The organism is Bacillus sp. FDAARGOS_1420 (assembly GCF_019344915.1).
GTDB classification, from domain to species: Bacteria; Bacillota; Bacilli; order Bacillales; family Bacillaceae_G; genus Bacillus_A; species Bacillus_A mycoides.
Genome location: NZ_JAHWJB010000003.1, coordinates 411,842 through 430,261 on the forward strand (window position 1 = coordinate 411,842; position 18,420 = coordinate 430,261).

The 18,420-nt window shown below is 35.8% G+C and carries 14 protein-coding genes and 5 pseudogenes; 5 read left to right on the plus strand and 14 right to left on the minus strand.

The annotated features are described in order from the left end of the window. Positions 1 to 338: 338 nt before the first annotated feature. From I6L50_RS30875 to I6L50_RS30895, 5 genes and pseudogenes are all read right to left on the minus strand, one after another. Entirely contained in the window at positions 339 to 752 is a 414-nt protein-coding gene (locus tag I6L50_RS30875) for a hypothetical protein (protein ID WP_219303985.1), read from the minus strand. Between the two features lie 154 nt (positions 753 to 906). After that, positions 907 to 1,218, minus strand: coding sequence for a hypothetical protein (locus tag I6L50_RS30880; RefSeq protein WP_219303986.1), 312 nt, complete (start codon positions 1,216 to 1,218; stop codon positions 907 to 909). Between the two features lie 724 nt (positions 1,219 to 1,942). Then, a complete protein-coding gene (locus I6L50_RS30885) occupies positions 1,943 to 2,341 on the minus strand; it encodes a DUF3221 domain-containing protein (RefSeq protein ID WP_219303987.1) in 399 nt (132 codons plus the stop codon). A 445-nt stretch (positions 2,342 to 2,786) separates the two neighbouring features. Next, positions 2,787 to 3,201: pseudogene (locus I6L50_RS30890) on the minus strand (IS4 family transposase); the annotation flags it as partial. A gap of 189 nt (positions 3,202 to 3,390) precedes the next feature. Continuing rightward, positions 3,391 to 5,778, minus strand: a complete 2,388-nt coding sequence (locus tag I6L50_RS30895; protein ID WP_219303988.1) for an immune inhibitor A domain-containing protein — start codon at positions 5,776 to 5,778, stop codon at positions 3,391 to 3,393. Between the two features lie 573 nt (positions 5,779 to 6,351). Here I6L50_RS30895 and I6L50_RS30900 point away from each other — a divergent pair. Further along, positions 6,352 to 6,543 carry a hypothetical protein gene (locus I6L50_RS30900; protein ID WP_219303989.1) on the plus strand — a complete coding sequence of 64 codons (192 nt, stop codon included), beginning with the start codon at positions 6,352 to 6,354 and terminating at the stop codon, positions 6,541 to 6,543. Positions 6,544 to 6,650: 107 nt separating this feature from the next. On the opposite strand, the gene I6L50_RS30905 is transcribed toward I6L50_RS30900, so the two are convergent. Together I6L50_RS30905 and I6L50_RS30910 are read right to left on the minus strand one after the other, a co-directional pair. Further along, positions 6,651 to 7,571 carry an MBL fold metallo-hydrolase gene (locus tag I6L50_RS30905; RefSeq protein WP_219303990.1) on the minus strand — a complete coding sequence of 307 codons (921 nt, stop codon included), beginning with the start codon at positions 7,569 to 7,571 and terminating at the stop codon, positions 6,651 to 6,653. A gap of 580 nt (positions 7,572 to 8,151) precedes the next feature. Then, positions 8,152 to 9,213, minus strand: a pseudogene (locus I6L50_RS30910) (serine hydrolase domain-containing protein); the annotation flags it as partial. 422 nt (positions 9,214 to 9,635) lie between these two features. On the opposite strand from I6L50_RS30910, the gene I6L50_RS30915 reads away from it, so the two are divergent. From I6L50_RS30915 to I6L50_RS35190, 3 genes are read left to right on the plus strand one after another with little or no spacing between them, the layout of a single operon-like run. Beyond that, a complete protein-coding gene (locus I6L50_RS30915; protein WP_219303991.1) occupies positions 9,636 to 11,429 on the plus strand; it encodes a helix-turn-helix transcriptional regulator in 1,794 nt (597 codons plus the stop codon). After that, entirely contained in the window at positions 11,430 to 11,825 is a 396-nt protein-coding gene (locus tag I6L50_RS35185; protein ID WP_257475447.1) for a hypothetical protein, read from the plus strand. It abuts the gene before it with no gap. A 5-nt stretch (positions 11,826 to 11,830) separates the two neighbouring features. Continuing rightward, positions 11,831 to 12,160, plus strand: a complete 330-nt coding sequence (locus I6L50_RS35190; protein WP_257475448.1) for a HEAT repeat domain-containing protein — start codon at positions 11,831 to 11,833, stop codon at positions 12,158 to 12,160. Positions 12,161 to 12,459: 299 nt separating this feature from the next. On the opposite strand, the gene I6L50_RS30925 is transcribed toward I6L50_RS35190, so the two are convergent. Both I6L50_RS30925 and I6L50_RS30930 read right to left on the minus strand, forming a co-directional pair. Continuing rightward, on the minus strand, positions 12,460 to 13,548 hold the full coding sequence (locus I6L50_RS30925; RefSeq protein WP_219303992.1) for a saccharopine dehydrogenase NADP-binding domain-containing protein: 1,089 nt from the start codon (positions 13,546 to 13,548) through the stop codon (positions 12,460 to 12,462). A 120-nt stretch (positions 13,549 to 13,668) separates the two neighbouring features. Next, positions 13,669 to 13,980, minus strand: coding sequence for an ArsR/SmtB family transcription factor (locus tag I6L50_RS30930; RefSeq protein WP_002013825.1), 312 nt, complete (start codon positions 13,978 to 13,980; stop codon positions 13,669 to 13,671). Between the two features lie 659 nt (positions 13,981 to 14,639). Between I6L50_RS30930 and I6L50_RS30935 the strand changes: the two genes are divergently transcribed. Then, the gene (locus I6L50_RS30935; protein WP_001087720.1) at positions 14,640 to 14,915 is read left to right on the plus strand and encodes a hypothetical protein; all 276 of its coding nucleotides are present in this window, start codon (positions 14,640 to 14,642) and stop codon (positions 14,913 to 14,915) included. 702 nt (positions 14,916 to 15,617) lie between these two features. Here I6L50_RS30935 and I6L50_RS30940 read toward each other — a convergent pair. The 5 genes and pseudogenes from I6L50_RS30940 to I6L50_RS30960 form a co-directional block, all read right to left on the minus strand. Continuing rightward, positions 15,618 to 15,851 carry a hypothetical protein gene (locus tag I6L50_RS30940; RefSeq protein WP_002131164.1) on the minus strand — a complete coding sequence of 78 codons (234 nt, stop codon included), beginning with the start codon at positions 15,849 to 15,851 and terminating at the stop codon, positions 15,618 to 15,620. 265 nt (positions 15,852 to 16,116) lie between these two features. After that, entirely contained in the window at positions 16,117 to 16,263 is a 147-nt protein-coding gene (locus I6L50_RS30945) for a BC1881 family protein (protein WP_000738549.1), read from the minus strand. 551 nt (positions 16,264 to 16,814) lie between these two features. Beyond that, positions 16,815 to 17,275, minus strand: a pseudogene (locus I6L50_RS30950) (CarD family transcriptional regulator). A 217-nt stretch (positions 17,276 to 17,492) separates the two neighbouring features. Beyond that, positions 17,493 to 17,816 (minus strand): annotated as a pseudogene (locus tag I6L50_RS30955) (acyl-ACP desaturase); the annotation flags it as partial. Positions 17,817 to 17,897: 81 nt separating this feature from the next. Continuing rightward, positions 17,898 to 18,413: pseudogene (locus tag I6L50_RS30960) on the minus strand (DUF1963 domain-containing protein); the annotation flags it as partial. Positions 18,414 to 18,420 lie beyond the last annotated feature (7 nt).

Genomic DNA, 18,420 nt, shown 5'->3' on the forward strand with positions numbered 1-18,420 from the left:
CCGTCGAACAATTAAGATGGCTCTTGCCATCCCTTGTCCGAAGCCAATTCATCTCCCACCTACTCACTAGGCTGTGGCCCTTCACGTTCCTTGAGGAAGGAGTCTTTGCTTGGCTAAAATGATAAAAAGAGAATAAGCCTAATTCATAAAAATTCAAATACAATGCTCAAAAGTGTATTTTGTTGTACATCTAAAAATAACGCGTTGTAGATGTAATTACTATTCAAGTGTATTTTTTTAATCAAACATTTGTTAAAATCCCTTTGGTCATAGGAAAAATATGTATCTAGTAATAGTATTCCAAATTTAGATAAATCATCTTATAGCCATTAATTCTCCTATTTATACATATAATATTCTTTATATCGTTCGAACTTCGATTTTTTTGTTTGTGGTGGTATTCTGGATGACTTTACTGATTTAGATGGTGCTACTTGCTTTGGCATTTGTAATACACCACGTTTCTTGAGCTCTCTATACAAGCTACTCACATTACATCCCACCATTTTTGCAATAGTTGGGTATTCCGTTCCTTGATTAAATAATTGTACTGCTTGTTGGCATTTTTCATCCCATTTTCCTTCTGGCATTTGTACTTTTTGGGTTCGTTTTTTAGCTTTATTTTTTTCTAGTTTGATACACTCTCTTTCTATTTTACACCGTTTGGCACAATACTGTTCTGCTTCTAATTGACGCTCACAATGCTCCTCCTGTAAGCGTATCATTTGTACTTTTTTCGCAATTGCTCTCATGCTACATTCACCTCATTTCGTTTGATACATTCCACAAGTGTTCGCATCCTACTAAATTATCTGCAATCCCTGCTAGTTTCTCAGATAATTCTTAAAAGAAGGCCATTGATGCTCTCATTTCTTATCCCTTCTATGACAGCTTTTATCCTACTATTTACAATCCGCGCTGATTTAGCTGTTTACGCAAACTACTTACATGACATCCTAATTGGTGTGCAATTTTTTTATATGTATATCCTTTGCCTCTTAACTCGAGCGCTTGCTGACAAATATGATTCCACTTCCGTTTTACTTTTCTTTTCAAGTCCTTTTCATCAAAAATTAATCCAGTTTCTAATTGATATATTTCTTTTCCAATCTTACAATCATCAATACAATATGTGCGTAAACTATTATGGTAATGACACCCCATACAATGCTGATCTTGCAAATCTAAAATGCGAATTCGCGTTTCTCTTTTATTCATAATTCCACTCTTCTCGGTATATATATTTGTCTGTATTATACCGTTAATGACAACGCTTTCGAAAATTGGTAGATTTGAATTAGTCTATCCTTTTTGAACCTACACCTAAACAATCCTACAGTTCCCCTCATCAAAACGAGTCGTTTAGTCAGAAATTTAAGAATTAATAATTATACAAATGTTGTTGATGTGGTAAAATTATAAATGAAAAAGAGTATGGATTCAAAAGAGGCCAATTTGTAAAGAAATTGGCTTCCTTCTTAATGATGACTGGAAAAAAATCTCTTTAAATCTTTATTAGGGGTAAGTTTTAAAGTAAAATTAATATCCACTATAGTTTTACATAATTGTAAACTATAGTAAATTGATATTATTCGTACTGAATATTCTCAACATTAATCCCGCGTATGCGCATCAACAAACAAAACATTTATTTCACTTGCAACAATGGAGTAATAGTAAGCTCATTAACTTAGCCATATCCTGTAATAAAATGGATATGGCTAATTCTTCAATGTCTGTTCCATTCTAAAAATCATCCCCTATCTAAATTTTTCCATTTAAAATACCAAAAGAGGCATACGAAATCGTCAGCCTTTCTCAATCCCTGAAAAGAGAGCTCACTCCTGTTAGACCACGACAATTTTTATTCATTTTTCAAGGTAATACAAAGCTTGAATCCACAAAAATACAAAGTGAATACAATTCTGTTTCCTACGATTACTTACTCAATTACTGTTTCAATATTAGGCATTACAGCAATTGGCGGAATGGAGAAAGTCCAACCTACTGAATATATATTTAGTTTTTCACCTGGTAGGTAATGATCCCCAGAAGAAATAGGAACTCTTAAAATTTCATTTTGAGAAGCCACTTCCCACCAATCATTTTGATATGAGAGTGCTTCTTCTTTTGTAGTTGTATTCGCAACAACTAGATAATTATCATCCACTGAAATAACATACCCAGTAAAGGGTATTTGTTCTTGTTTCTGGACAGTAGGATATGTTGTGTGACTTGCAAGAACCTCATTAAAATCTGCGAAAGCTGGTGTAATGCCGACAGTTAATCCAAATCCTAATGCTACTATAGTTGCTACGTTCACTAATTTTTTGGTAAACATACTAAATTATCCCCTTTATAATATATTTACTTATCCGTACATTTGTATATTTCTTTTGTAGTAGTGCAGAAACCTTTTTGCATTCAAATATTTAACATTTTTGTCACAAATAAAGGAAATATATATAAATTATTAAATCTGTATAAGGAATATGAAGTATGCTACAGCCTTCTTTTTTGGTTTCTATAATTGCTACTTTAGAAAGTTTATATTGAAATAGCTATTTAACAATGTGTAGCGTTATAAAAACTAAAAGGGTCCTGTGCGCGATTCCTTTTTTGGAGGCTATCTAAAAATTCCCGGGCCGAAATGGGGTACAGCCCATCAAGCTAAGATTATATAAGTTTAATTTCACATGAGATTTTTTCTTTTTTCTAAAGATCCAGTGTAAGTTCTTTAAAGATTTGCATACCAAATAAACCCTATCGGGTTTCAATTTTTTTGATTACGCTACATGATTGTGGGACATAGAAAAGTTATATACGACGCCTAAGATATCAAAGACTGTTTTCTTCTCATATCTGTGAGATTTTCGTCCATTTTTCAGTAAGAGGCTGAATAGACGGCACAAGATTTTTGTTATTTCTTGAATGTTGTGTTGTATAGCCTGATACAAGATGTATAGATGATCTTGTATCATTCCAATGATTTTATATTCGCTTAATTCTTTTTGTTTCTTTTGTAAAATCAACTGTCGCATCTTAAACATAGTAGAAGAACATAGAAAAATAGCAATAATTTTTCCATAAATGTGACATTCTAATCGCTCTTGTTTGATATTTTGCCAATGATGGATTTGAAAAAATGATTTCGATTTGCCAGCGAAGAGAGTAAAAATCATGTATTTGTTCCATCGGAATTGAAAGTATGAACGTAAGTAGAAACTGACTGTCTTCATATTCCTAAAATGCGAGAAGTAGATGTAGCAGAATTTCCGAGTGTTTTTTCAATTTATATTTATATAGCAAACTCGTTTCACAATAAGAAGAGAGCTGTCCATAAGCCGTTTCAACGACTTATGAGACAGCTCCTCTTCATTTCACCTTATTTTATCGATGGATCCAAACTGTACCTGCAGACTTGTCTTCTGATTGGCCTACTACTTCAAACTTTAATCCTAATTTCGGCAACTTACGTCCTGCATCTGGAATTGCACTGTTGATGTACTGCTTAGAATCATCAAATTTCGCAACTCCTGGTAATCCTTTATAGTCAAAAATACCGCGAATTGGCGAATCTACTCTCCATGCTGGCGTTTGATTAAATGAGAATGCTGCATCAGCAATTTGATAACGCGTACTGCTTTTCACAGTCGGTTGTCCGTTTAATGTCCCTACAATTGCCTCTGGATGAGAATCTACTACTCCTAAGAATCCTTCACCTGGATGAACACCTACCCAGTTATCTGTAAAGCTTTGATCCGCATACCATACAACCATTCCTGTATTAAATACTGGGCCACTCGCATATTGCAACGCCGTGTCAGAACCAGCGTAATTTCTCCACTCTACATAGTAGTTATGTTTCTTCTGTTCAAATCCGTTAGACACAGTAAATCCTTTTAACGTCATTGCTGATTGGCCTTCTGCATCATCTGAGAAAACAACTTTTCCATCTACAGTTAATGCGGCATTATCTAATGCAAATCCTTTGTAAGCTACTGCTTTATCTGTTACATACTCAAATTGCAGTTTAACTTTTTCCCCTTTGAATTTGCTTAAATCGTATGATTTATCAACCCACTTACCGTCAGTTGTATCCATACCGCCTTTTACATCTTTTTCGCCCATTCTATCAATACGTATCTTCATTCCATCTTCTATGATCGCATTTACATCAAGGAAATCATACTTCGCTTCAATTTCATAGAATGCCTTATAATCAAACTTAGCATCTTTTGCATTTGTTAAGTCAAATACTGGCGTTTCAAGTGTTGTATGAATGTTATTTCCTTGTGTACTGTAATAAAACTTCTTACCAAATGCCGATTCGATATTTTTAATATACTCGTCCGGCAAGTTGACACGAACGATTCCTGGTCGTTTTGATTTTGTAACACTTTGATCTAAATATGTTGCAACACCGACTCCCGTGCGAAGTTTATCATAATCTATCTCGACGATATTCGCCCAGTTACCCTTCATATTCTTTTGGAAAAACTCTTTATTTTGTGGCGAGAAACTAGTTGGCTCTGTTCCTGCAATTTTTCCAGCCCAGCTGCCGCCGCTCATAATAGACCATGCCCCAACAGGTTCACCTTGTCCTGAGTTATTCGTATCGTATTCATCTGGTAAGCCTAAATCATGACCATACTCATGCGCAAACACGCCAACCGCTCCATCTTCAGGCTCGATTGTATAATCGTATGCAGCCATCTTTCCGCCCCAATTCGAAACAGAAGATTTTGTGCCATCAATTTCATATGGCTTATATGGTTCATCACCAAGTGCTGAACGATGAGACCAAATCGCATCATCTTTTAATTTACCGCCGCCAGCTTCTTGACCCACGCCAGCATGTACAACCATTAAATGATCAATAATGCCATCTGGCTCATTTTTATTTCCATCACCATTTTGATCGTACTGATCATATTGATCAAAGTCTGTTAAATTGATCCCTTTCGCTACCGCTGCTTTTAATGCTTCTTTCACAAGATCACGTGGCCCTAAAGGACCTTTGTTATCACGACCAGTTCCCGCATCCGCGCCATAATCTGAAGCTTTTCCTGGAACAGTAAGCCATTCCGTTACAGTTCCATCAACTGTGTAGCTACCACCAGATTGTTCTTCATAATATTGTTTAAATGTGTTAACCTTCGATCCATCAAATAACGTAAATGGTTCATCACCAAATAACATTTTTTGATAATGTTCGCGATTAAAGTCCTTAGAATACATATATCCTGGCACTTGATCAATATTGTTATGCTTAAAATCACTAAATTCTACAAGTAAAACAAGTACTTTATCTTTTCGAACAGCCCCATTATACTCTTCTTGCTTAGCTGGTGTAGTAGGTACTTTTCCATTTAATTTTCCAGGATTCACCCCTGCATCTTGTCCAGCTACTGGTCCTACTGCGGGCTGCTCATTTTCCTTCATTTTTGCATCTTTTACTTTTTTCATAAAATCAGAAGCTTCTTGCGTAAGACTATCTCCTGTCAAGATTTCTTTCCCAGGGTTTTCCCCTTTCTTTTTCTCAACATATTTTTCGACAGCCTTTGATGTCTCAGCTTGTGACGCAGATTGATCAATTACTCCCCGTTGTTTTAGTGCTTCTGCCAAACGCTCCTCCGGTATTAAATGCTCATCCATTAGTATAGATGAGGTTGATGTCTCAGCATACGTTGCATGACTTCCAAAAGCAAAAATACTACTTAGCACTGCCGCTGTTGTTAATACTGCTAAAGGTTTTAATTTCTTTTTCTTTTTCAATGTATTTCCTCCCCAGTGTTTGCAAATTATCGTTTTTGGCCGATAACAACATACTTCGGTTTTTCAACATTCTTTGTCTAATTTAATTAGAAGAAGACTATAAATTGTGATAATAAGAAATGCTATTAAACAAAGAAATGGATATTCCTTCCCGTCTAATTAAATTAGTTAATTCATTAGTCGTTCCTTTAAAAGAAGTAAGTGTTCCATGCCTCATTAAACGAATATCATTAGGAAACCTATCTAATTTGCTTTTGTCATGAGAAACACTTGATAAGAAGTTAACATTGCATTCACAAGACATCCCCCCAATCATAATTATTATAAGAGAATTGAAATTTAAAATATGAAAATATTCTGAAAATAAAGTCTACTTATGTTATAAACAATACCTTTTATAGGATTATTTGTAAATGTTTTTCAGGGATTTATTTACTAATTTACTAAACTCATTCCTAACTACCGATAATAGGATGTTATGTTAACCGGACATGAATACGGTTAACATACAAAAACACAAAGAAAATCGCTTATTTTAAATGATACAATTAAGAAATAGGAGGTAAGTGAAATATGACAAAAAAAACGGGTTGGACTAGTCTAATAGGATTAGTCTGGTTAGCAACCATTGCATTACTTTGGACAAACTTTGCTAAGTTGATTCCAAATAAAGTTGATTCTCTAAGCATCTTTATTATTATGATTGTCATTGCAGCAGGAGCTAGTCTGACAGGACTTTACCGACTTAAAAAGAAAAAATATTGAGAACGGATCGTACCTCTCTCCAAATGTTGAGGGTATTTCTTTTTATTAGCTTAATAGCGATGGGCGGGACCCCATATTGTGGAATGTAAAAGGGATTTCTATATGATTTAACATTCCAATATTCCTTTTAGCATTTTAAAATTCTGTTGATAAACCTCCGGAGAACCCCAATTTTTGTAGTTGTTAGGTACTTTAATATCTTCGATATGGTCTTTTTCTCGTGCAATTACAGTTAAATCAGTTATATAGTCTATTAATTCTACAATGTGGATTTTCGTTCCAATTGAACCATGTCCTGGAATCGCTATCTCAACATCCATATCGCTAACCTTTTCCAAAATGCGAATCCAATTCTCAGGATTCGATTCTTCAAAAAATGTTGGATGGCAATCAACAAATAATAAATCACCCATGAATATTACTTTCTCTTCTGGAATATAGAGAACTGCATCACAAAATGAATGCCCACCACCTAATGTGAAAAGCTGTGCACTGCGTTCAATTCCATGAAACGTTATTGCATCACAAAATGTTTTTTGAGGTAAAACTAATTTCAAAGTTGGTAATGAAACTTCCAATTCGCTTAGAAAGTTTATTTGATGTTTTAACTTAGGGTCATTGGTTTGATTTATTTGATCTTTTAAAGAATGAATATAATTTCTTAGACCTTGTATATCATTTTTCTGCTTATTGATTCTCGATGGATGAATATCCTTCATTTTTTCATATGTAACTTGACTTGAAATAATATTACTTTCCTTAAATGCTTGGTTACCTCGAATATGATCGCCATGCCAATGACTATTTACAACCCATGTTACGGGTCGATTTGTTATTTTTTCTGCAATATATTTTAAATCTTCAGCAGCTTGTTGTGTGTTAAATGTATCAAAAACTATTGTTTTATCTCCTAAATCAATAAAGCCTGCATTTGCTACGGCACCACTGCCTTCTCTTGCTATTGCAACGTATATCCCTTCACTAACTTTTTCAAGACTAAAATGTTTGCTGAAAAATTCCTTATCCATTTTCCTCTCTCCTTGATTCTCATTTTAACAAAATATTTCGACATTAAAGGAGGGATTCCTTTGAAGGGGTATCGCCCATCACCATCAAGTTGAAATTTTGTAATGCCCCAAAACGAAAAATTAGAGTCTTTTATAGCAATGAAGTTCATTTTTATCGTTTTGGGGGCAACCTGTTCTGTTAGGTTGATGGGCATGGGGTACCGCCAGCATTTCGGAAAAAAAACACGCTAAGAGCATGCAAGATTTTATACAGTTTTTCAGCTAATTAAATAACAAACAAGAACCCTAAAATCGCACCAGGATAGGAGTGTATAAAAAAATGCATAGATCCCTAGAGCAAAAAAGGAGGTTCCCTTATGAGATTAGGGGCTCCTCTTTGTCCTTGCTACCGATAATAGGACTTTATTTTAACTTCTATGAATAAAATATACATCCATCTCATAAGAAAAACCGCTAGGAAAACATCCTGACGGTCCTTTTGTGTATAAATCCCATGAGGAGTGATAGATATGATCCGGCACTCGTAACCATGTATAGATCGGTATGTTTTCGTTTTCCAAGCAGGTCAAACATATATAATTCACTGTCTGTTTAGACTTGCGTAATGGCTAAATTCCTTATTGATTATTTTATCGTGAGCTGGCGCTACTTGTGGACCTACCGAGTTGATGCACGTTACCAGAATATGTTTCCCGTCTAGAGATCCGACGGCTCTCGATTCATATCCGAAAGTACCTCCGGCATGCCCCCAGTAAGATTGCCCATCCGCTGTTTTAAATTCATAAATCCCTAGTCCGACTTTACCAAAAGGTCCATCTACTGTTGTGTGCATCTGGTCCATCATCTCTTGAGTCAGAAGCTTCCCGCCCAACAACGCACTGAAGAAGGTAGTCAAATCATTAACTGTTGAGACTATATCTCCCGCCGCATTTGCCCATGATTGATTCATTTCTGTTAAATCATACAAATGACCCGATCTATCCATATTATATCCTGTGGCATGCTTACCCGGAATTTCGTGACTATTCCCCATCACAAATGTCCCTTTCATTCCAAGCGGTATGATAAACCGTTTCCTGATCTGCTCCGCATACGTTTCTCCTGTTACCTTTTGAATAATTTGACCGGATAGTACAGTATTCATATTGGAATAATTCCAGCCCTTCCCTGGTGCAAATACAGGTGGCTTTGAAAGTCCAAGGTCGATAAGCTCATCGACGGAATAGTAACGGTATGGATTTCGAGGCAAAGTAATATCCCGGAAATCCAAATCTGTATAGCTAGCAAGCCCACTTGTATGATTCAATAACTGACGGATCGTAATTTTGTTGCCATCATACCCTTCACCTTATATGACACCTGGCAGCCATTTTTCAACCGAATCATCCAGATTCAATTTTTTCTCGTCAGCCAACTGTAATACAACGGACGCTGTGAAAGTCTTTGAAATACTTCCAATACGGAATGAAAAATTGGACTCCACCGGGTGTGGTACTTCATAACTGGCTGTACCTGTAGCGTAAGACCAGCGTTTCCCATTCTGTAACCCGCCAGCTATGACACTTGGGACTCCTTTGATGGTTACCACCTCATCAATGACGCGTTTGACTTCATCCCGATGCTTGCTTTTCTTTTCCTTCTCTGTCTTCACTTGTACCGCGCCTTCAGTCTGTACCGGGTTTACAGACCCATAAGCAGAAAATACCAGTGTACTCGCCGATATAGCTGTTAATGCAAGTACAGCTCCTTTTTGAATCTTGAGTAATTTCATAACGTATCGCTCCTATTATTTTGGAATGTTGTGTTGCTTTACATCCTCACCTTATCCCCAAAATTGTTAAATCGGATAGTGATGAAACCGCCAAACTTTTGTTGACACTCGGAATTGGACTTGTCACATATACCATATGACAAACTGTCAAATATCTCATGTGACGTGCTTGTTACAGTAAATTCTAACTGTTTACCCTCTCTTCCGCTTGACGGATCAGAAGTTTATGGTGCATGATAGATTTGATTTATTCAGAATTAATTTTCAAAAATACAAGTAGGTGTGCATAATCCGTGTTCTCTATAATAAAAAAATGGTTCTGGTATGATTGGATATTTGTGGCCATACGAACGCTTTGGATGGTCATTATCATAAGCGCTAGTTTTATCAAACCGTCATTAATCGATGCGTCTTTTTGGGTCTTATTTTCTTTTGCTTTCGTCGTTTATCTCGTTCCATTAATCGCCTGGTGTAGAAATGCAGATTGGTATCTTGCAGTCGACGTCATGGCAGCGGGGGTATTTCATCTTTATTTAGCCTATACAGCACCGGAGTTACTTTGGTCTTTCGTTTTACTTGTGATGAATATCGGCTTGGCGAGCAATCGAAGAACCTATGTATGGACAGGTCTCCTCTGTGGAATCATATTGCCGGCATTGAACGGTTGGATCGCTGGTCGTCTCCCGTATGAATTTATCGTTAGCAACGGTTTTGGATTCGCCATCGGCTTCACGTTTAATATATTAATTCAGTCCCATAAGCAAGCCCTAATTATTCATGAGCAAAAGCTATTGCTGGAACAGCATATTGAGCGGATTGAGGAACTTACACTGATGGAGGAGCGCAGCCGGCTGTCACATGAGCTGCATGACACGATTGGCCATACGCTTACCTCACTCATCGTCGGCGTTGAATCGCTGCGATCGTCCGTACCGAATTCACAGATAGAGAGGATCGATTCGCTTGTCGGAATCGCCCAACACGGTCTGGTTGATATCCGAAAACATCTGCATCAGCTCTCTCATACTCCATTGAACCATTCGTTAAGTGAATCTCTACGGCAATTTACCGAAGATTTTATGAAGTCAACAGGTATAATGGTCAAATTCCGTGTGATCGGCAGCGAGACTCTCGTAATGCAAAAAATAAACTTTTGTCTATATCGTTGCCTTCAAGAGTCTCTGAACAATGCGGTTCGGCAGGGTTCGGCGAGCTTGATATCCGTTCAGTTGTATTTCGAGAGTCAGCAGCTCAGGTTACAGATCGAAGATAACGGCATCGGAATGGAAGAAATCCAATTTGGATTTGAACTTAATGGGATGAAGGAACGACTTAAGCTATTTCACGGCACGGTGTCCGTGCATTCCGAGCCAGAACAAGGAACTTTCGTCATATGTAATATTCCGTTGCAGACAGAGCCTGCACATGATACAATCCGCCTGCTGCTCGTTAACGACCAGGTGATCATTACCGACAGTTTGAAGCAAATTTTGGATCAGCATACTGATTTTAACGTAGTTGGTACAGCCAAGGACGGTGGCGAAGCATTAGAACATTGTGAGCGGTCCCAACCGGATATCGTGCTAATGGATATTAGTATGCAGGGAATGGGCGGGATTGAAACTTTACTTGAGATGAAACAACGATGGCCTGATATGAAGGTTGTGTTCATGACAACGTTTGAGGATTCCTTGCAGGCAGCAACTGCATTGGAGCACGGGGCGGAGGGCTACATGCTGAAGTCGATTCATCCGCGAGAGATGAAGGAGGCCTTGAAATTAATTTATAACGGAGGAATCTGGATCGATCAATTGGTCGCTACGCGAATTTTCGAAGAGATGAAAGGTCAACGCGAGCAATTGGAGAAGCTCGGCTCAAGTCAGGAAAACTTCCCGTACGGGCTTACGAAACGTGAAATGGAGATTCTGGAGCATCTGTCAGGTGGACTGCGTTATAAGTCGATCGCCGCCAAGTTATTTTTATCGGAGGGAACGATCCGCAATTATTGCTCGACTCTCTACTCAAAGCTCAGCGTCAACAACCGCGAAGAAGCAATAAAAAGGGCCCGAAAGGAAAATATTGTGTAGATGGTACTCAAGAGTTCGGATTCTCAATTAAAAAGTCGTGGAAAAATTACATTTGAAGATTTACAACACTATAATAATCACTCAAAGCTTGAATTATTAGAAATGATTAAATCAAAAGAAGCATATAAAAGAACTATCGCTATAAAATTACTAACAGAGAAAAAAGATTTAAATGATGATTTGATTCGTTTGTTTCTTCAAACTCTTACACAAGAAAACAAACTTTATACAAAAATCGAATTATGTGACGTACTTTCAAAAGATAATGTTCAGTCTGCTAAGATTATGGTCGAATATTTAGGGCAGATAGGCAATAATCAACATAAAGTATTACCTACTAATGGTTTCAATAAGAAAAGTTATCCTTTGCCGAGGATACTATCGCCAGAACTCTAGCTCATATGAAAAAAGAGATTCTACCAGTTTTATTGGATGTACTAAAGACAGATAATATTCTTGCAATTAGAGAAGTCATTGATGCAATAGGGTTTATGTGTTTTTACCAAAAACTACATTCAAGTCATCAAATTATTGATGCACTTTTACTATATTTAAAGACCAATTTCAAAGATGAGGTTACTCGTTGGAAATTAGTTAGAGCTTTTGAAAGTTTTAATGATATCAATGTTATTCACACTCTTTTGGATATCGAAAAAAATGATGATCAGCCGATTATAAGAAATGAAGCCAAAAGGTCCTTGGGAATAATAAATAGCCGAACTGGCAATTAAAAAATGACTTATCTATTGATAAGTCATTTTTATATCTCAATTACTAACAATATAATTTAACAAAGCCAAAAAAGAAAAAATCCGATTTCAAAACTTATTGGAAATAAAAGTAATTCTATGTCCTATTTTTACACGTATCTCGGCTGTACCCCATGTCCATCAACTTAAGAATTTTATAACACCGCAAAAAGAGAGAATGTACATTTTCTCATGAAGATGCATATTCTCTCTTTTTGGAGATATTTGTATTTCTTAGCTTGATAGCCATATGTGTACTACCAAGTATAGGACGGTACCTTCTATATATTTTCTTTCGTAATATTAACCCCATATTCTTTATAAAAATCTATAATTGCAGATGCATTCACACCCAAATCTAATAGATTTTCCGGAAAGTAAATTTCAGAATCCGGAACCACAATATCAGATGTTTGTAAAATGTTCTCTGCTTGGACAGCTGCCCCTAAAGCAGTAAGATGTGTCTGTCCTAACGGATCTGATATGTTCACACATCGTCTATGCAATACACCAGTAGCATCATAACCTTTAAGGTGAATAACTATGTTATGTGCACTTCCCCTTCCGGGTTTATAGAGAATATTTTTCCGTAAATTGGTAAATTTTTCTCCACTAATCATTTTCCAAATCCCTGAATTCACCAGAGAAACCAGTCCATATGTAGAGATTTTACTATCAAAAGCAATACGAAAGTTAGTCGAAACAGCATGAATTGATTCTGGCAGGGTTACGTGATCGGGAGTATCCAAACGATAACATTTGGTTATATAACCGTTGGGAAAGCGGACTTTGATTGGATTCGTCATTGGATAAGCCTGTCGCATTCCCTCTCGATCTTTGACTTCAAACGGAATAGTTAACCGGTCCATATACGCTGTTGAATTTGGTCCTGCTTTGTCTTGAAGAGAATATAGTGCGTTGATATCAACCGTAACCTCTTGAAGATCTTTTGAATAAATTTTAGAAAAAAGGGCTGCTGTCCCCCCCATCCACCCTGAAGCTAATACAACAGGGGATTGCACCTCAACATTTTTTAATCGATCAATAGAACTCTTAAAGCTTTCAGTCCAACGAGTAATGTCAACCAATGGAATTTTTTTTCGAACTGCAGATAGGAGTAGTCTATCTTGAGGGTCATTAACCGCATTAACAACTAATGTGAAATTATCATCCAAATTTCTTAAGGGATCATCTGTTGTGTTGTCTACCTTGACTATTTTTACTCTCTCTGATTCAAAAGGTAACGCTTTCCCTAAGGTTCTTCCTCCTAATCTAATTTCCAAATCAGGATGTCGATCATGTAAAATTCGAGCAATTTGACTACCAACAACTCCATACCCACCAACAATTAATACTGTTTTTTTATTCATCTGAAACCTCCATTTTAATTAGTGTGAGATTATAAGTTTAAATGATTAAAAACTTAAACCTTTTAACATATAATCGCTAAAAAAAGGGACAAAAGGTGTCCCTAAACTATAAATGAGTACCTAGTTCTTACATTCATCTTCAACTAAAGAAACAAGTTCTTTTAAAAGATTTATTGTTTCATTAAATTCAAGACAATAATACATTTCAGTGCCTTTTTTCTGAACTTGAAGTAACCCTGATTGTTTCAATATTTTCAAATGATGAGATACAGTAGGTCTTGACATGGGAATATTCTCCGCAATTTGCGTCACATTCAAGCTATCTTTATCAATTAAAAGTGATACAATTTGCTGACGAGTTGGATCTCCCAACCCTTGAAAGCATGGTCTTAAATTTTCTAAAATATGCATTACTTTATCATTACAGTTCATTTCGCTAACATTACCTTCCGTTTAAGAATTTAATCATTTAAACGTATTATAAATTACATTACTATCTAATGCAATAAAGAAGTAGCACCAACTTTAAGTATAAATATAGAAAGTTTCATAAACAGCCATTTTCGATTTTCCAGATTTGTAAGAATGGCGGGTCTTTTTTCTGCAACAATTTCCAAATCCATTCCAGCTACAACCAGGACAAACCCACGAAATTCACGAAGCCTCTATCGGATTGTATCAAAAGCTTCCAACTCAAGTGATTCTGCTTTTCCTGTTTATCCTCCTACAGAAAAACGGGCGAAAATCTCATCGATATGAGAAGAAAACAGTCTTTGATATATTAGGTGTCGTTTAAAATTGTGGCACATCTGATAATCAAGCCGCTTAATTCAAAAAAATGAAAACCGTTAGGGGTTATTTCGTATGCAAATCTTTAAATTCCCTACACGTAGCCTTTAGAAAAAAGAAACAACCTCTACTATAATTGACGTTGTATCATCTTAGCTTGATAGCGATGTGGCGGTACCCCATGGCCATCAAGCTAAGTTTGTTTGAGGAGGTGTACGAGACAGGTGTGAATTTAGGGGAATCCAATATTTTCTATTCAAATATGATAGAATAGAAGTATATCCAAAACGGAGGAACAACAAATGAACTCAAACACAAAACAGTTTATTTATGATATCCAGCAAAGAAAGAACAATTATATAGAAAATGTATTAATAGCCATACAACACCCTAAAAAAGAGCAATCTGAACAGGTCATTCAAAATATAGTAGAGAAGATGGATATGATGATCAGTTTAGTTACTACTTACATGGCTATTGAATCAGAATCTATGAAAGAATTAAAAGAGCTTCAGGAAGAAATTATTCATGCGCAAGCATATATTCAAAAACGAAAATTTGAAGAAACACAGCGATAAAACCCTGTGTTTTTATTTGGTCGTCTATGACGCCAATCTATTATAAATCAAATTAAGGGATTAGGTACACTTACCATATTTTTGTTCACTAAAGTCATTTCCCTCCAAACAACTCATTCTATAAGACTCCTTTCTAACTTACATTCTTTCTTTCTCTCACTATATGATATAAATCCTATAAATATGCTAGAAGGATAATTCATTATATGAACGAAAATAACATTTTAACTAATTCCCCGAAAGAATTCTCCTTCCTCAAGCGTGTGAAGGGCGTAGCCCAACGATAGGTGGGAGATGAATTTCGGTTTGGCATAGCCAAAAACTTTTGATAAACTAGCTATATGAAGTTCTTTGATAACTTGATATATGAGGTTGCAGGAAGAAAATAGAGTGCGAAAACCAAGCCATTCGGTTCCTGCGTAAAATATCAACCGTACCAAAAGAGCGTCCAAGCGTTGGACATCTAGGGGTGGAACGCCCCGAAGTAACGCTCAGGGAGACGAAAGGGTACTTTCGTCGTGGAACTGAGAAGCTCCCACTTCAAGCTTTGCTAAGTGGCGAGTAGTTCACTAAGTTACGTTTTCTATTCCTAAATTACTAAAAAATTATTTATATACGATTCTTTTTTACTAATTAATAGGTAATGATATAGGGATACTTTGCATGTACATCTAGGTTGTTCCTTTCAGGCTATGTATCATTTTAAATACGCCCTTTATTAGAATAGTGTTCATACTTTTTTTGAGATTCTTTCGTAATACGTGCGTTAAGTAAAATTGCTAACAACAAAAACACTCCATATGTTCCCCCTGTAGCTCCTATGATAACCACACTACTACAAACAAGTACAATTAGTAGGAGTAACGAAACTAAATAAATATGTTCATAGTTCTTTGACATCTTCTCGTATTTTATGCGTTCTTTCCTTGCATCCATCTAAATTCCTCCTTTACATTATCCATTCCACGATCAAATAAATCTCGCCCTTAAAAGGGAAAGAATATATCTTTTTAAATAATTAGCTTGTTTTTTTATCAACTAATTTATATAACGTAAAAAGAAATCCTACCAATATTAAGCTTTCCAACATGATAATCCCGACCCTCTCCTTCCGTTTTAGCTCCAACACATCAGATAAAAGTAGCAAACAAAAAGGATCCTCCCTTCTTTTAAAGGCTGATCCTTTTCTTCATGCATTCAACTATTCTTGATTAATTAGAATAACAGCTGGTCCATCTACACGAATTCCACCAACTTCGATTTTTTCATAAGGCTCAACTGTAATAGAAATGACCCCTTCCCGCTTCTTTAATTCATTACTTAATTCTTTTGTTAACATTTTTTTCATGTGTGCACTCCTTCTTGCTGCTTAATTTATTATTGTTATGTAAATGAAATTTAAAATGGTTTCCTGGTCTGGAAACCATTTTTTGTAGTTGACCATATGGTGTTACCAGTTCGTTTATCAATTTTACGTAAAGAAGAGATAAACAATTGCCTATTCACTGTCTCAATAGATGTAAGGAACTCTTAAAGAGATAGCGGTGAGATCGATTGTTTTTTCTTCTAGAAATAATGACTTAGATAATATATTACCTAAAACAATGAAAGCCCTACCTCTCTTTCATCTTTACGAATCCTTGTCCGTGCCAGTGTGAATCAGGATTTCAAAAATCAAGTGACTATTTGATCGCGTTATTTGATGAAACTTCGAACGCTCGTAAAAGAAATTTAAAAATAAAAATGGATTAGATTGAAGTAATAATAAAAGAGGTTCCTACTCAAAAAGTGAGTTGAAGAAGTTGAATGTCTTTGAAATGATTTACTTTTAATAATAATCATATTCCCGAAAAATTCAGGATATTTTCGGGGTATGTAATACATTATCTATAATGAATCTTAACAGAAACTTTTTATTTGATTTTCAGTGATCCCTTTAATTAATCCTAGTTCACTAATCAAAAATCCATGTGCGTTATCCAACATTTTTTTTCGCTTGTATTCAGTGCTTTTTCTTTCTTCATACGCATTAAATCACGTACAACTTCGGCACCTTCTTGTATTTCACCCGTTTTTATTTTGTCCGTGTTCACTTTATACCTTTGTTTCCACGGTAATAATCTATCTGATTCTCCATGCTGAAAAATGTGTATAATGTTTTTTAATGCAAGTATATCAGTAACTGGGCGTATACTCGAACTTAATATTTTCCCCATAGGAATCATGACTTGCATATTACTGATTGACATTTTTATAACATAATACTGTTGTTTTTTTCCTGAGAATTCTTTTTCTTCTATGGCTTCAATTATACCTGCTCCGTGCATTGGATAAACAATGTTATCGCCAATTTGAAACATATAATCCACCTCCATATATGGTAACCTTCTTAACCTTAACACACATGTTGTTTTTTATCAAATATTTTATAATATCATAAAATCATTTTTGCAGTCAACTACTTTTTTAGCAAAAATTAAATTTAGTAAAAAACACCCCAAAAACAATAGGGAGTGTGTCAAATTCCCCATAAAGGGAAGGGGAATTTCCCTGCTTATATTCTGAAATCTCTACTCATTAACATGGATTAGTTTTCCCTTGAAAACGACCAAATCGCTCCCGTATTTTTTTCAATCTTGTGTGGTACTCCATAATCTCAATTCTTGCTTTTTCAGCTAAAGGTGCAATTGGTCGTAAGTCTTTTAACCCCCAATAATCAACCACTACATCAAGTACTTGATGTAATGGTCCATAATTCCCTTCTTTTGCAATCACAACCATTCTATTTTCAAAATCAGGTATGACAGCACCTGGCATTTTAAAATTTCTAATTAAATTGGCAATATGATAGCAATAGTTAGGTTCCAATTCCAAATGTGTTCAAAGGGCGTCTCGATAAAAAAAACGTATGACCTTACAATGAATACTGTAAAGTCATACGTAATGACTAGTTAAGATAATCTCGTTATGTTTGCGGGACCCCTATAAGAAATCACAATGTGCGATCCAATCATTTGTTTTACTATTTTTAGCAAAATAAATTCCGCCACCATGAATAATCTTTAAATGTGCTTTTGGATCGTCTGTTATTTGAAAAATAAATTCATAACCCGCGGGCCATTGAATGCCTGATTTGGCAAAACTAGCATAGCCACCTAATTTATGTATGTAATGATTTTCTTCAAAAATATCCTCGTAGTAGTCAATATCAATTGTGTTTTCAAGTTCTAAAATTCCATCTTGCATGTTGTTTGGAAAATCTTCCGTATCCCATTGTGGAAACTCATCAGTTACTAATCTAGGTATTAAGGGAAAAGGTTTTAGATTCGGAAACTTAAGTGACATCTCATCCGGTACTAGTTCCTCTAAAGAATCATATTCTCTAATACAAAAATTTCCTGATAAGTTGGACAAGTCTTTAGCAAAGTTTGGAGAAAGAAATATTGCGATGGCTTTCATTTCTTTTACTGCTTCTGGAACAAAAGGTATTTGAGTTAAAAATTCT

Excerpts from the sequence above, each read along its gene's own strand:
- I6L50_RS30880 (WP_219303986.1), bottom strand. The coding sequence starts at position 1,218 with ATGAATAAAAGAGAAACGCGAATTCGCATTTTAGATTTGCAAGATCAG.
- I6L50_RS30900 (WP_219303989.1), top strand. The coding sequence starts at position 6,352 with ATGACAAAAAAAACGGGTTGGACTAGTCTAATAGGATTAGTCTGGTTA.
- I6L50_RS30925 (WP_219303992.1), bottom strand. The coding sequence starts at position 13,548 with ATGAATAAAAAAACAGTATTAATTGTTGGTGGGTATGGAGTTGTTGGT.
- I6L50_RS30940 (WP_002131164.1), bottom strand. The coding sequence starts at position 15,851 with ATGGATGCAAGGAAAGAACGCATAAAATACGAGAAGATGTCAAAGAAC.
- I6L50_RS30885 (WP_219303987.1), bottom strand. The coding sequence starts at position 2,341 with ATGTTTACCAAAAAATTAGTGAACGTAGCAACTATAGTAGCATTAGGA.
- I6L50_RS35190 (WP_257475448.1), top strand. The coding sequence starts at position 11,831 with ATGAAAAAAGAGATTCTACCAGTTTTATTGGATGTACTAAAGACAGAT.
- I6L50_RS30935 (WP_001087720.1), top strand. The coding sequence starts at position 14,640 with ATGAACTCAAACACAAAACAGTTTATTTATGATATCCAGCAAAGAAAG.
- I6L50_RS30875 (WP_219303985.1), bottom strand. The coding sequence starts at position 752 with ATGAGAGCAATTGCGAAAAAAGTACAAATGATACGCTTACAGGAGGAG.
- I6L50_RS30905 (WP_219303990.1), bottom strand. The coding sequence starts at position 7,571 with ATGGATAAGGAATTTTTCAGCAAACATTTTAGTCTTGAAAAAGTTAGT.
- I6L50_RS35185 (WP_257475447.1), top strand. The coding sequence starts at position 11,430 with ATGGTACTCAAGAGTTCGGATTCTCAATTAAAAAGTCGTGGAAAAATT.
- I6L50_RS30930 (WP_002013825.1), bottom strand. The coding sequence starts at position 13,980 with ATGAACTGTAATGATAAAGTAATGCATATTTTAGAAAATTTAAGACCA.
- I6L50_RS30945 (WP_000738549.1), bottom strand. The coding sequence starts at position 16,263 with ATGAAAAAAATGTTAACAAAAGAATTAAGTAATGAATTAAAGAAGCGG.